Consider the following 14,227-nt stretch of genomic DNA (forward strand, 5'->3'; position numbering starts at 1 on the left):
CGATGGAACAGTTGATGGCACCCCTGCAGATGTTGACCCATCAGTAATTCTCGTAGCAGATGCACCACTGGTAATAGTTACAGCAGATTTGACTCCTGAAATTGTGCAAGATTATGAAGACGAAACTTTTACAAATTATACCCCGATTATTAATTCTGGTAATAGTACTGGTATTTTAGAATTTGATGGATATGCAAGAAGTGTTTCTATGACCATTAAAAGTTTTGATGGAAGACCAGGGAATGATACTGGAACCGTTGAATTGTTAAGAGATGGTGTAGTAATAGAAACTTATTCTTTAAATGATTATCTTACTACAAATCCTAGTGGATCAAAAGGTATACCTCTTACTTTTACATCTGATATTTATTTTAATGAAGTTCGTGTAAGCAATACGGCTACAAATGATCAATTTAAGGTGGAAAATGTAGTGCTTGTTTCACCTTATTTGGTGACATACAGTATTGATGCAAATGCATTTCTGACAGATGAGAGTGAAATTTTAAGCAATCTTATACTTAAAGTTCCTTCTTCAGTAGATGGTGTATTAGTGGTAGATGGTTTTGCTCCTATTGCTATTTTGAGTGCGGATGGTCTGTATAATTATTACTCTATTCCTGCAGATAATGGTGGTGTAGAATTGATATTTGATTTTACTGAAGAACTTACCCCGACAGAGTTGACTGAGCTAGGAAATTTAATTGATACTATTACTGGCAGTGCAACTTCTTGGGAGAGTGGGGATGGTTTTGCACTTGCTGCGAGCAGTGGCGATGATATAATCGCTGGAACTGCTGAAGATAATGAAATTTCTGGAGAAGGAGGCGATGATGTTATTTTCGGAGGTGATGGAGCAGATGCTCTCCATGGCGGAGCTGGTGATGATACAATAGCTGGTGAAGATGGTGATGACTACATCGATGGTGGTGCCGGAGCGGATGCTCTATACGGCGGTGCAGGTAATGACACTATTGTATACGATGCTTTAGATACAGTTATAGACGGCGGAACTGGAGTAGATACACTGATTGTTGCAGATACTTTAGACTTATCTAATGTAGCTACTATAGCCGCGATTTCAAATATTGAAGTTATAGAGTTGCTTGATAATGCAAAAGTAGTCGGTGGTATTAATCCGAATGATGTGATTTCAATGACAACAACTGTAGATGGTAATAATACATTAATAATTGAGTCTGATAGTACTCCTACTAGTGATACTAGGGTTAGTATTGACGAAGATTCATTTGATACTTCTGTTGTGGATGGCGGGTATAATGTTTATAGTTATACAGATGCTGATACAGGAGATGTTACGACACTGATGGTTGATGTTCTTATACCAATCGATATTGTATAGCTTATTAGCTGTTTACTCGCAACCTTGATGGCTGCGGGTAAACTCTTTTTTTCCCAATTAACAAAAATTTTCTTATTGATACCAAAGTACTATTTACTTAAAAAAATCTCTGTGCTAGAATCTATACATAATTAAATTTGGAGGTGTAAAATGGCTACTGGAAAAGTTGTAGGACAGATACAGGTAACGCAAGGTAACGTGAAGATTGTGGGTGCTGACGGTGTTGTTCGTGAGCCAGTGTACGGCGGTTTGATGTTTGAGAATGAGCAGGTTGTGAGTAACGATTCGAGCGCTCTGTTTCAGATTAAGTTTTTAGCACTTCCTGAGGCGTCGGCATACGATGGCGAATTTAGAATTTTAGCAGACGGAACTGCTTTTCATGGAAGAGATGCCCTGAGCAGCATGGCTGAGTCAGAAGTTGAAACAGGAGTAGCAGAAGATTTAGAAACTGCAGCAGGTGAAGAGGGGGCAGAGGGAAGCACGGCATTTACAGAGACGGATATCGTAGCAGACTCCAGCGTTCTTGGCTTTAACAGAGGACCAAATAGCGCACTTGGATTTGGCGTGACAGAGTTTGGTACAGAAGATGTTGTTTATGACATTGGTCAACTGGATGTCATTCCACCCGATATCACTCCACCCGATGTGATTCCACCTGATGTCACTCATCCTGTGTTTACATCTTCAAATACAGCACTTTTTAATGAAACAGATACAGCTCCTGTAACGCAGGTAACGGCTAGCAGTGAGAATGGTGTCAGCTACAGCATCTCGGGAGAGGATAGTGAGCTGTTCATTATTGACCCAGTGAGCGGTCTTATAAGCTTTAAAGAGGCTCCTGATTATGAAAATCCAAAAGATGTTGGCGGAGACAATGAGTATATTGTACTCGTAACCGCAACAGATTCGTTAGGAAACCATACAACTCAGGAACTGAGTGTTTTCATTAACAATATTAATGGAAATGTAACGACGACTCCTGGTGAAAGTTTGGTGTTTCATACGTTTGACTCTCCTCCAGGCAATAATAATGAAGGCTGGACTGGCTCAGGCAACGAGAGCGCCATAGGTGTGGACAACAGTACGATTCCGCCAAATGAACTGGGTTGGTTTAGTCAAGACAGCGATACAAGATCACAGGATTTTGATCTGAGTGATCATGCAGACAAAGAGATAAATATTTCGTTTACGCTTGGCGTAAATGATTGGGAGGGCGATGACACTTTTGTAACAAGAGTTTATGACAGTGAAGATAACGTGATAAAAACTCAGTCATTTTCTCCTGATAGTGAGGGTGTAGGATACTTTGACTATGATTTTGACGTTACAGTTCCTGAAAATGGGCTTATTAGGGTTGAGTTTCAATCTGAAAATACTGTAGATCATGGAAAGGGTACAGAAGCTTGGAGTATAGATGATTTTGAGATAATGGGTCCTGATGGTCAGCAGGTTCTTACTTTTGACAGTTTACCTGGCGGCAACATAGATATGGAGGCTTTATTAGATCAAAATAATGATTTTGAAGGCGATGCTCCTGACTCTGTAGATGAAATCAATCTCTCTAGCGGTGATTATACATTGTCAAATATTACATTGGCAGACGTCATTGATATAACGGACGGCGACAATGTGCTTAAAATTACTGGAGACAGCGGTGATGGGATTGTTAATTTGGTAGATAACGGATGGGTTATTGACACCTCTCCTAGTGTTACAGAGACAGACTATATTACATACACACACGTAGATGACCCGAGTGTGCAACTTCTTATCGATGTTGATATACCTATTGATAGTGTCTGATTTTATTACTTAAACTTTAGTGCTAAAGAGATTCTATCGGTCACGTTCGCCTTTTCAAAGATATGGTGGATGTGACCTTTTACGGTTGAGAGTGCAATCTTCTCTCTTTGCGCTATCTCTTTGTTGTTTAACCCCTCGGCAATCATTAGTGCGATATCCTTCTCCTTTTCGGTTAGCAGTGAGATAAATTCAGGCTCATCTTTCCTTTTATTTTGCATATATTTGTTGATTATAAAGTATGTAAGATCTGCAAAAAGCCAGTTATTTCCATATTCGACGCTTGAGAGCATATTTAGCAGGTTTTCTTTATTTATGTAGGAGTTTTCATATCCTTTAATACCGCTTCCAAGGAGAGTTGATGCGTGATACACTTCAGGAACTGAGTTAAAAAGCAAAGTAACCGCATTTGGGTGCTCTTTTAGTTTTTTGAGTGCATATTCGATATTTTGAATACTCATCTCATCAATCATTACTGATATTCTATCGCCATATTTTGCAAGATATTTAAGTAGTTCATCAAAATCTTCTATTGACACGGTCTCGTAGGAGTTGTTTAAAGCGCTCTGCCAATGCCTTTTAATTGATGACATATTTGTAAATATAATTACCTTTTTCATAGTCATCTTTCACTCAGCACATTATCTCGTGCTCTTAGGATTGGTTTTAGAATATAGTCCAGTACTGTTTTTTTGCCAGTTATTATGTCTACATCTGCCGTCATCCCGACTATAATATTTAGTTTTTTATCCTCATTTCCCAAGTAGTTTTTATCTGTTTTTATTCTCACAAGATAGTAGTTTTGTCTACTTGCTTCATCATAAATAGTATCTGCACTTATGTGAGTTAGAGTGCCTTTCAGCGAGCCATATATTGCAAAGTCATATGCAGAGAACTTCACAATAGCACGTTGCCCCGGGAATAAAAAGGCGATATCCGCAGGTCTTATTTTTGCTTCGACAACCAGGTTGTCCTGAGTAGGTACTACTTCAATAATATCCATCCCGGGTCTTACAACACCCCCGACAGTATTTACTAGAAGCTGTTTTATAGTTCCATCAACGGGAGAGCGCACAAATGTACGTTTTACCTTGTCTTCTCTGGCAATATTTGCCTGCTCAATTCTTGACATTTCGGCTCTTACTTCATTATATTTCTCTTTTGCTGCATTTTTAAATTTTAGCTCAACTTCTCTAATGTTGTTTCTTTGCTCCTCAATTATGGAGGCAAGACGAGGAATAGAGAGTTTTGTCGATTTCATCTGCCCCTCAATGGTGCTGGCTTCTCTTTGAAGTTTTAGATACTCGACCTCAGAGACTATTCCTTTATCTACAAGCGGCTTATTAAGTTCTAATTCTCTGGTAATAAGTTTATAATTTATTGTCAGGTTTTGTAATTTTGCCTCAGCCTCTTTTAGTTCATCTTTTTTTTGCTCAAGGCGGCGCTGATAGATATTAATACTGTTTTCAAGCTGCTCTTTATTGCTTTTATAAAGAGACTCTTCATGTTTTATAAGTTCTGGAGAGTTTTTTCTTGTTAAGTCGCTTGCAATAAATGGTTTTACGGTAGATTCAGCCAAAAGGCGAACACTCTTCGCCTGAAGTTCATTGTAGCGCAACTGACTCTCTATAAAGCTACTTACAAAACTCGTATCGTCGATTTTAATGAGAATATTGCCTTTTTTTACCTCTTCTCCGACTTCAACGAGTATTTCGCTTACAATACCACCCTCCAGATTTTGTATGACTTGAACCTGAGAAGAGGGGATTATTTTGCCTTGACCGCGGGTTAGGGCATCTATATCTGCATTGTATGCCCAAAAAATCAGCCAAGCAATTGCAAAAGCACTTATCCAGAGCATAAATTTGGTGCCGCCAGAGTGATTCATAAGCAGAGCCGCACTTACAGAGTTCATATACTCCAAGTCCTTCTCATCTTTTATGCGAAGGTTTTTAATATCCTTCTTTTTGTAAGAGTATTCTACAAACTTATCTTCTAGGCTCATTGGCTACTCTTTTGAGGGGATCTTAATCGTCTTATAACATCATCATGCGAACCGTCTAAAATAATCTTGCCTCTATCCAATAGAATCAATCTTTTAGTTAATGAAAGGAGTATATTTTTATGAGAGATTAGTATCATCGTATGATTATTTTGGTAGCTGTTCATAGCTCTTATGAAGTGGTTTTCGTGCGTACTGTCCATCGAGTTTGTAGGTTCGTCAAGAAGTATAATTGGAGCGGAATGTATAAAAGCACGTGCTATCGAGATGGATTGTTTTTGTCCGCCTGAGAGACCGTCCCCCCTCTCTCCTATATGCATATCATAGCCCATTGGATGAGAGTCTGCAAAGTAGCTCACACCGCTTAGTTTGGCAACTTCTAAAATTTCCTCATCGCTTGCACCAGGAGAGCGCAGAACAATATTCTCTTTTAGCGTTCCTTGAAACAAAATGACCTCTTGGGGAACATAAGATATATTGCGTCTCAAATCAGCAGGGTCTATCTGTTTTATATCTATACCGTCCATTAGTATGGAGCCTTCCGTTGGTTCATAAAGCCCTAGTATAAGCTTCTCTATTGTCGTTTTTCCTGAACCGTTAGTGCCTATAATACCTACTGATTCTCCCGGATTGATTACAAAACTTACATCATCAAGAACTTTGTTCTCTGTATCAGGATAGACAAAACTTACATTTTTAAACTCTACCTTTCCTTTAAAGAATGGGCGCTGTACAAAGTTTTTTGACTCTTCGCGCTCAACAGAGAGCTTCATTATAGAGTTGATGACGTCATAAGCAGTCTTAGTCTGCTGAAAATTGGCAATAAGTGCTGCGACTTGACCCAAAGGAGCGAGCATTCTTGAACCAAGCATTACAACTGCGATAAGCCCTCCCATAGTCAGAGCATTATTTCCTATGGCATAAACACCGCCTATAATAAGCGCAATAGTGTTTAGCTGAACTACAAAGTTTACAAATGTCGAGATAGAGTTTGAGAGTATTTTTGATTTGAGTCCCTTTTGTGCAACATCGCCTGTAGCTTCTTCCCATTTCCACTGATACTGTCCGCTTATTCCAAGTGCCTTTATAGTCTCTAGTGCTGTAAGTGACTCTATAAGTACTGAGTTTTTGTGTGCAGAAGCTTCATAAGTGCTTTGCACGCTTCTTCTCATGGGTTTTTCTACGAATATGCTATATATCATAATGATAAGGGCACTTACTATCGGAATAGCGATCATCCAACCGCCTATAATATAGATGATAAAGAGAAATATAATTGTAAAAGGCAGATCTATTATAGTAGCAATAGAAGATGCCGTAAAAAAGCCCCTTATGGAGTCAAAATCCTTTAGGTTGCTTGCAAACGAACCTACCGAGCGTGGCTTTGATGCAATTTTTAGATTTAGTACATGCTCGTAAATTATCGAAGACATGATAACATCGCTTTTTTTTGCTGCATTTTCAAGAAAGTAGGAGCGAAGGAACTTTAGAATTATGTCAAAGATATAGATAACAATTATACCCGTTGCAAATACCCAAAGCGTGTCTATTGCATTGTTTGGCACGACTCTGTCATATACGTTTAGAGTAAAAATTGGAGTTGCCATAACAAAAAGATTTATAAGAAAAGAAGCTACTATTACATCTGCGTATATTCCAGAAAAGTAGCTCATTGTTCCCCAAAACCAGTGATGACTATCATGCTTTAAGAGACGATTGTGTGCATCTTTGTATTGGTGGTTATGTTTAAGAAGAAATGCAAAGTTTATATATTCCGCTTCTAAAAACTCACTCTCAACCCAGTTCTCACCCTCTCCTGCTTCTGGTAAAATTATTTTTGCATATTTTCTATCAGGACTAATTTCCGTTAAGATGCAGGCTCTCTCGCCATATTCGTCACCTTTTAAGACTAGGATTACTGGCAGTAGCAGAGGGGATATATCTTTAAATGAGTAGTCTACTAATTTAGAGCTAAATCCGGCACGCTGAGCCGCACGATGAAATGCGGATTTTGATCCTTTTGCATCAAGTGAAAAAAGTCTAGGCGTCGTTCTTCCCGGTGGGATTGGCAAGTCAGCAATAAGTGCATCAGCGCTGTATGGACGATTGTAGAGCTTGGTAAAAATTACCAAGCTCTCCAGTAGAGGATTTTCTATAATACTACTCAACTGTAATATTCATCTCTTCTAAAATTTTGCCGGTGTAAGATAAGATTTGATAGTAAGAGATCAGCCTATCATACTCAGCCGTAGTTTTGCGGTTTTTTGCACTGTTATGCTCTAACTCTATGTTTAAAAGGTCGATGATGCTTCTTCTTCCAAGTTCATGCTCTTTTTCATAGTCGGAGACAGTTTCGCCGCTTGATTTTATAGTGTTATCGAGATGAACCAGCTGCTGTTTTGTCGACTCAAACGTCTGCCATGCAATCTCTGTATATGCTTTTATATAGCGTCTTGCATCTGCGAGTGTGCTGTTTTTGTTAAGCAATCTGTGTTGATTTGCCTGCTTGTTTGCTTTGTCTGCCAAACCGTTAAAGATATTGTAGTTTAACACAAGAAGAGCGTTGTAGCCAGAGTTCTCTTCAAAAGTGCTAGGAGTTCCAGCTTCAGATTCAAATGCCACTCCATGCACATGTTTGTCCCAATAAGCTTCGAGTTTAATATCCGCTTTTGGATAATAGGGTGCATTTGAGCGTTGTAGTGCCGCCGCCGCAACTTCGATATCCGCATTTGATACTTTAATCGTAGGGTTGTTCTGCATAGCAATCTCAACCAAAGAGTCTATATCATTAGCAGGGATATCTCCAATAGTGGGTTTTTCCAAATCCGCTACACTTATATCTCCGGGTAAAATACGCTCAAAGCTAGAGACGGCATTATCATAATTTTGTTCCGCTAAGTATTGGATACTTAGAGCATTTTCATAACGAGCAAGTGTCTGTTTGTAGTCAGAACTGCGCCCAACTCCGGCTTTTACCTTCTCATCTATCTGTGAAAGGTACTTTTCATGAACCGCTACATTCTCTTTAGCAATCTGGAGTAGTTCATGAGTTCTAAGTAGCTCAATATAGTACGTAGCAGTTGCTAGCGCCATATCATTTGCACTCTCTTTTACAGTGTCGTTTGCCGATAATATAAGCGCTTTTTGCTGCTCAACCGCGTACTTTGTATCTAAGCCTGAGAAAACATTCTGAACGAGTGTTGCAGAGGCATTTTGTCTTACTAATGTTTCTCTCACACCTTCGTTTGCTACAGTTTTTGTAAATTCTGGACCGACTGAATATGACAAGTCTAAAGACGGTAAATAACCGGCTCTTGCTCTACTCAGTAACTCTTTTTGAACATTTCTATCCTCTTTTTTCATCTCTATTTGAGGATGCGTCTCAACCGCCTTTTGCACTGCCTCGCTAAGAGACATTGCGCTTGCAAGTATAGGTATCAAAACCACCGATAATAATATAGACTGCTTCATTTGAAATCCTTTGTTTTTACTTTACTTAGTATACTATTCAAAATATTAAGCATTTATTAACTTAGGTATAAGCTAAAACTATTTTTTCATATTATATCGCTAAAAGTCAAAGCAGTGTATAATTTAACATGTTAGATAGCGGTAAAAAGGTGGTTAGAAGATGCAAATAAGAGTTTATTACGAAGATACCGATACAGGCGGAGTTGTTTATCACTCAAACTACCTCAATTTTTGCGAACGCGCAAGAAGTGAGGCTTTTTTCTCTAAAGGTCTGACTCCGGTTTTGCAAAATGGTCATTTTGTTGCCAGAAGAGTTGAGGCTGATTATATTAGAAGCGCAAAGCTAGGTGATGAGCTGCATGTAGAGACAAAACTTATAGAGATGAGAGCGGCTTCGTTCAAACTGTTGCAGAGTGTATTTAAAGAGAATGAGAAGATATTTGAGCTAACCATAACGCTGGCATATATAAACTTTGAGGGCAAGCCTCAAAAGATCACAAAAGAGGTAGAGGAGCTAGTCCGCTCTCTCTTTTGTTAGTTGGTAAGGGATAAACCTGGAGAATGATGGCTGAAGCAGGTTTATAGGGTAGATCATCTGGTTATCAACACTCTGTATATCATACTCTCTTTTTTCGCCGCTTATAAGATGGGCAAAGTAGTCTATACCGACGGTTGTCGTGTAGTTTATCCAGTCGTATACAATATCGTTACCCAAAAGAGAGTTTGTCTCGATGAGAACATCTTTGTTTTGCGTGATAGAGTTGGCGATTATCATATCTTTTCTGTCTTGATACTGTGTCATGGAGAGAAGCAGCGGATTGTAGTTTGTTTGTGTTGAGAGTATATTTGTAGTGTTTGTGTCATAGAGAGTAAGCTGAGATATTATCATACCGCTTTTTATGATAGGAGTATTTACGAAAAAAGAGGCTTCGTTTATCTTCTCATTCTCTTTTAACTGTTTTTCTAGATTTGTCGTCTGTTGAGGAATAGAAAATTTTATAACGGTTGGTTTTTGAGAAGGGCTACTCAAGGCTACCTTTTTATTTTGTGCAAATTTGGCTTTAAAAGCATACTCTTGATGTTCAGATAGCCGCTCTCCGATGGTGGATTGATCATAAAATATGACAAGTGGAGAGACCGCTTCATTTAAGAGCAGATCGCTTTGTGCTCTGTAGTCTATCCCTCCGTAGTAGAGGTAGCCTGACTCATTTTTAGCATCTTTTTTGTTGATAGTTGGGAAAAATATATTTATGTCAGGATTGATGTTTGAGACAATCTCTTCGCCATCTTGTGTCAGCGGTGCTATTACATAAGAGAAACTATCCTTTTTAATTCTCTTGAGGGCTTTTGAGATCTCATCGTAGCTCTCATCTTCTATTTTATAACTCTTGAGCTCAAACGGGCGGTTCTTTGACATAAGATAGGCAAAAGATGCGTTTGTAGTTGAGGCTGCATATCTTCCAATCTTTTTGTATGGCAGAAGTAGGGCAATGCGAAGTTTGCTCTCTGTAAAGACCTTTTTTATATTGAAAACTGCCAGATACTCCTGTCTTCTTGCCTCTAGAACATCATCTTCAAGTCTCTCCCCGGCATGAGCTAAAAATGAGAAGATGTAGCCATTTTCAAGGTGCTCTTGTAAACACTCCTCATTACAAGGGTAAGGGTCTAGGTTTTGAATATCAGTTTTTGGAAGAGCAATGTCAGAAATTAGAAAACTTTTTGAAAACAGCACTGCAGGCAAAAATATGGCGATAAAATATAGTTTTTTCATAGACAACTCTTTATAATTTTTAGATCATTAAACGCAATTTTTTTATCATCCGGATTTCTAAGAAGATGATTGGGGTGAAATATAGGAACAAGTTTGTACTCTTTAAAGTCTACAACATGTCCTCTTACGCTCCAGAAATTTTCTTCTTCAGATGTAACTTTAGCATAAGCATCTTTACCTAAAGTAACAACTACTTTTGGTTTTACAAACTCTATTTGTTCAAATAGATAACTCTTGCATGAATCCCACTCCGAACTAGAGGCTATATTTGAGTTTAAAGGTTTGCATTTTATAGCATGAGTAAAGTACACATCTTCAACTTTTAGTTTTAAAACATTCTCAATCATATCTTTTAGCATCTCACCGCTTCTGCCGCTGTAGTAGGAGTTTGTGCTATCATCGCTCATCGAAACCATATAGTCGATTATCATGACGTCTGCATTTGGATTGCCGTATCCGCTCATGCTCTGCCTTCTCGATTTATTCAAATCACACAAATGGCAACTTGCTATATTCTTTGTAAGCTCATCAAGATTCGATGGTTTTTCATTTGAACTTGCACGGTTTATAGAAAAGGAGTCGCTATACTCAAACCCTAGAGCTTTAAGCCGATATAGGTTTTGCAGTAGCAGTAGATTTTGAAAAGAGTTCAATAATAGCCTTTATGAAAAATAATCAATCATAAGAGTATATTTAAAGTGCGGTTAAAATCTACTTTATAAATTTTAGGTAAAATACAAGAAAGTATTTTTGGAGAACAATTTGAGCTTAGATAATGAAGTATTGGGTGTAAATAGTTTTAAATTGGAGTCTTCGAGAGAAATTCAGAGTATTATTGGCAACATTGAAAATCTCAAAAAAGAGAATATTCTTATCCATATAATCTCCTTTATTCACAATACCGTCCTTGTTCAAAGCCTAAAAAATGAGTTAGTTAAAATATTTCCAAACGCTAAGATAGTTCTCTTAAAGCATGAGGATAAAACAAATACGCAACTTATACTATATTCGCTAAAAAAAGATGCAGACCCTCAAAATATAAGCGACGAAATAGCCAAAGATTTATATACAAAAATTACACAACAGGCACATGAGCTAAGAGAGTATAGAAACAAACTTTTTAGCAGATACTTCACGGACCATCTTACAAATCTCCCAAACACATATAAACTTAGAAATGATCTTGACGAGCTCAAAGAGTTCTCGTTGGTTGTTTTTAATATAGATAACTTTCAGATGATAAATAATTTTTACGGTTACATAGTAGGTGATTATGTAATTGAGAAAGTTGGAAAATACCTTCAGGAGAATATTCCACAGCATCACATATATAAGCTCTCGGGAGATGAGTTTGCTTTTATTATTGATAAAGAGATAGGATTTTATGAGCTTAAAGATTACCTTGATGAGCTTTATGAGAAGATAAAAAATATTACAATAGAGTATCAGGATATAAGCATATATGTTGATTTTACTCTTGCATCTTCGGCAAATATAGATAGTAAAAATATATTTTCAAAAGTCTCAATGGCACTTAAATATGCAAAAGAGATTGGTGCAAAATATTGGATATATGAAGATAGAATGAATTTTGAAAACGAGTATGAAAGGAACTTGAAACTCTCGGGAATTGTAAGGGACGCTGTTGAAAACTCTAGAATTGTTCCTTATTTTCAAGCTATTGTAGACACGCAGACATTAAAAATAGAGAAGTATGAGTGTTTGGCAAGACTCATCGATAGAAATGGAAAAATACTCTCGCCGACTCTTTTTATTCCGGTTGCAAAAAAGATAAAAGTTTACAAGATAGTAACAAAAGCGATAATCGACAAATCTTTTGAAACGTTCGAGAACAGCGAGTTTGAGTTTAGTATAAACCTCTCTATAGAGGATATTATGAGCAGCGAAATATTCAATTTTATTGTTCAAAAACTCAAAAGTTCAAATGCGTCAAGAAGAGTTATATTTGAGCTGCTAGAGTCTGATGCCGTTGAAGATTTTAAAAAAGTAGAGCGCTTTATAAGTGAAGTTAAAAGATATGGCGCTAGAATAGCAATCGACGATTTTGGAAGCGGATATTCAAATTTTGGGTATTTAATGAGAATGAACGCAGATTTTATCAAAATCGACGGCTCTTTGGTGCAAGATATAGATGTGGATAGAAACGCTCTTTTTATTGTTGAGACTATTGTTGAGTTTGCAAAAAAACTCGGTATAAAAACTATAGCGGAATATGTTCACTCAAGCGTTATAATGGACATTGTAAAAAAACTCGGAGTCAACTACTCTCAGGGCTACTACATTGATGAACCCTCCATTGAGTTGCTAAAAAAAGACAATTAGGCTCAAGTAGATGCAGGTTCTGCTAAAACAAGATTACATACAAAGGATTTAAATGTTCAACAATATATCCATTAAATTAAAGATGGCATTAATGGTAGTAGTGCCGGTGCTTGTGATACTTTTGTGGCTTACGACGGATAGCTTTAATAGTTATAAGGAGGTAAAAGCCTTAGAGAAGATCAGCGAACTGGTGCTCTTTAGTCAAAAAAGCAGTTCTCTGGTTCACAATCTTCAAAAAGAGAGAGGTGCATCTGCCGGGTTTATAAGCTCAAACGGTGCCAAATTTTCATCTGAGTTACTCTCTATTAGAAAAGATACGGATGAGACTCTTTTGGAGTTAAAAAGGTTTTACTCTTTAATTTCTTTGGATGAGTACTCTCAAAGTATGCGCACAAAGATGCAAAAAGCGGTGGATGCCCTCACAAAGATTGGCGAGATTAGAAAAAGTGTTGATACTCTAAGCGTTGCAGTTAGTGTTCCTGTGAGTTATTATAGCTCGCTTAATGAAGCGTTTATATCTGCGATAGAAGAGATTATAAAGATGAGCGACAACGCTCAAACAAACAATGAGATAAATGCTTTTGTAAATTTTTTGTCAGCAAAAGAGAGAGCGGGCATAGAGCGGGCAGTTCTATCATCAACATTTAGCAGAGACAGTTTTGCTCCCGGATTTCACAATAAATTTATAGGGCTTTTGAGCGAACAAAACAGTTTTACTAAAAAGTTTCTATTTTTTGCATCGCCTCAGCTTAAAGAATTTTATGAGACAAAGCTGAGTGCTAAAGAGGTTGCAGAGGTCAAAAGGATGAGAGAAGTTGCTTTGGAACACGAGGATGGAGGCTTTAACATAGATGCCACATACTGGTTTGCAACCATAACTTCAAAAATCAACCTGCTAAAAGAGGTTGAGGACGAGATAGCAAAAAGTATAACCCAGAATGTCTCAAATATTCATGATGAAGCTTTTAACTCTATGATAATCGGGCTTGTAATAAATATGATAGTTGTCTTTTTCATAATAGGGCTAGGTTCATTCATCTCAAGAAATCTTATAAAAAAAGTAGATATGTTAAAAAATGAGATAGACGAGATAATAACTTCAAAAGACTTTTCTAAAACTATTACAAAGAGCGGAAGTGATGAGATAGGGTTTATTCAGGAGTATGTAAATCTTCTGGTTCAGGCAGCCGGAAGATCGATGCGTGAGGCAAAAGAGAGCCTTGAAGAGTCCGGGAGATATGCAAAAGATATCGAAGAGAGAAATGAAGCAAATAAACTGACTCTCTCTTTAACCGAACTATTAAATGACGGTGCTGTTTCTGGAGTAGGAAGTGTTCAAAAAGGATTGGGTCATAATATGGACTCTCTAAAAGATATAAACGACAAAAATGCTCAAACAGGTATTATCGTAGATGAGGTTAAACACTCTACAGAGGAGATGGTTCACTCACTAAACAATATATCCCAGAAAATGGAAGGA

At 37.6% G+C, this 14,227-nt stretch carries 10 protein-coding genes and 1 pseudogene; 5 read left to right on the plus strand and 6 right to left on the minus strand.

Annotated features, from left to right (window positions below):
• Together IBX42_RS08660 and IBX42_RS08665 are read left to right on the plus strand one after the other, a co-directional pair.
• Positions 1-1,360: pseudogene (locus IBX42_RS08660) on the plus strand (hypothetical protein); the annotation flags it as partial.
• Positions 1,361-1,510: 150 nt separating this feature from the next.
• Complete coding sequence (locus tag IBX42_RS08665; RefSeq protein ID WP_294931771.1) at positions 1,511-3,163, plus strand: cadherin repeat domain-containing protein; 1,653 nt, start codon at positions 1,511-1,513, stop codon at positions 3,161-3,163.
• Positions 3,164-3,168: 5 nt separating this feature from the next.
• On the opposite strand, the gene IBX42_RS08670 is transcribed toward IBX42_RS08665, so the two are convergent.
• From IBX42_RS08670 to IBX42_RS08685, 4 genes are read right to left on the minus strand one after another with little or no spacing between them, the layout of a single operon-like run.
• Complete coding sequence (locus IBX42_RS08670; protein WP_294931774.1) at positions 3,169-3,780, minus strand: LuxR C-terminal-related transcriptional regulator; 612 nt, start codon at positions 3,778-3,780, stop codon at positions 3,169-3,171.
• Between the two features lie 2 nt (positions 3,781-3,782).
• Complete coding sequence (locus IBX42_RS08675; RefSeq protein WP_294931777.1) at positions 3,783-5,165, minus strand: HlyD family type I secretion periplasmic adaptor subunit; 1,383 nt, start codon at positions 5,163-5,165, stop codon at positions 3,783-3,785.
• Positions 5,162-7,330, minus strand: coding sequence for a type I secretion system permease/ATPase (locus IBX42_RS08680; protein ID WP_294931780.1), 2,169 nt, complete (start codon positions 7,328-7,330; stop codon positions 5,162-5,164). The genes IBX42_RS08675 and IBX42_RS08680 overlap by 4 nt, the downstream gene beginning before the upstream one ends.
• Positions 7,323-8,633, minus strand: a complete 1,311-nt coding sequence (locus tag IBX42_RS08685) for a TolC family outer membrane protein (RefSeq protein WP_294931783.1) — start codon at positions 8,631-8,633, stop codon at positions 7,323-7,325. The genes IBX42_RS08680 and IBX42_RS08685 overlap by 8 nt, the downstream gene beginning before the upstream one ends.
• A 160-nt stretch (positions 8,634-8,793) precedes the next feature.
• On the opposite strand from IBX42_RS08685, the gene IBX42_RS08690 reads away from it, so the two are divergent.
• Positions 8,794-9,171: a YbgC/FadM family acyl-CoA thioesterase gene (locus IBX42_RS08690; RefSeq protein WP_294931787.1), complete on the plus strand. Its 378-nt coding sequence runs from the start codon at positions 8,794-8,796 to the stop codon at positions 9,169-9,171.
• Here IBX42_RS08690 and IBX42_RS08695 read toward each other — a convergent pair.
• On the minus strand, positions 9,148-10,404 hold the full coding sequence (locus tag IBX42_RS08695; RefSeq protein WP_294931791.1) for a hypothetical protein: 1,257 nt from the start codon (positions 10,402-10,404) through the stop codon (positions 9,148-9,150). The genes IBX42_RS08690 and IBX42_RS08695 overlap by 24 nt on opposite strands.
• Positions 10,401-11,057 carry a uracil-DNA glycosylase gene (locus IBX42_RS08700; RefSeq protein WP_294931794.1) on the minus strand — a complete coding sequence of 219 codons (657 nt, stop codon included), beginning with the start codon at positions 11,055-11,057 and terminating at the stop codon, positions 10,401-10,403. Before IBX42_RS08700 ends, IBX42_RS08695 begins: the two co-directional genes overlap by 4 nt.
• 109 nt (positions 11,058-11,166) lie before the next feature.
• Here IBX42_RS08700 and IBX42_RS08705 point away from each other — a divergent pair, with 109 nt between their 5' ends.
• Positions 11,167-12,747, plus strand: a complete 1,581-nt coding sequence (locus IBX42_RS08705) for a bifunctional diguanylate cyclase/phosphodiesterase (protein WP_294931797.1) — start codon at positions 11,167-11,169, stop codon at positions 12,745-12,747.
• Positions 12,748-12,799: 52 nt separating this feature from the next.
• Positions 12,800-14,227, plus strand: a 1,428-nt coding sequence (locus tag IBX42_RS08710) for a nitrate- and nitrite sensing domain-containing protein (RefSeq protein ID WP_294931800.1), incomplete at its 3' end; no start/stop codon positions are given.

The organism is Sulfurimonas sp., assembly GCF_014859695.1.
GTDB lineage: Bacteria > Campylobacterota > Campylobacteria > Campylobacterales > Sulfurimonadaceae > Sulfurimonas.

Excerpts from the sequence above, each read along its gene's own strand:
- IBX42_RS08670 (WP_294931774.1), bottom strand. The coding sequence starts at position 3,780 with ATGAAAAAGGTAATTATATTTACAAATATGTCATCAATTAAAAGGCAT.
- IBX42_RS08665 (WP_294931771.1), top strand. The coding sequence starts at position 1,511 with ATGGCTACTGGAAAAGTTGTAGGACAGATACAGGTAACGCAAGGTAAC.
- IBX42_RS08690 (WP_294931787.1), top strand. The coding sequence starts at position 8,794 with ATGCAAATAAGAGTTTATTACGAAGATACCGATACAGGCGGAGTTGTT.
- IBX42_RS08685 (WP_294931783.1), bottom strand. The coding sequence starts at position 8,633 with ATGAAGCAGTCTATATTATTATCGGTGGTTTTGATACCTATACTTGCA.
- IBX42_RS08675 (WP_294931777.1), bottom strand. The coding sequence starts at position 5,165 with ATGAGCCTAGAAGATAAGTTTGTAGAATACTCTTACAAAAAGAAGGAT.
- IBX42_RS08695 (WP_294931791.1), bottom strand. The coding sequence starts at position 10,404 with ATGAAAAAACTATATTTTATCGCCATATTTTTGCCTGCAGTGCTGTTT.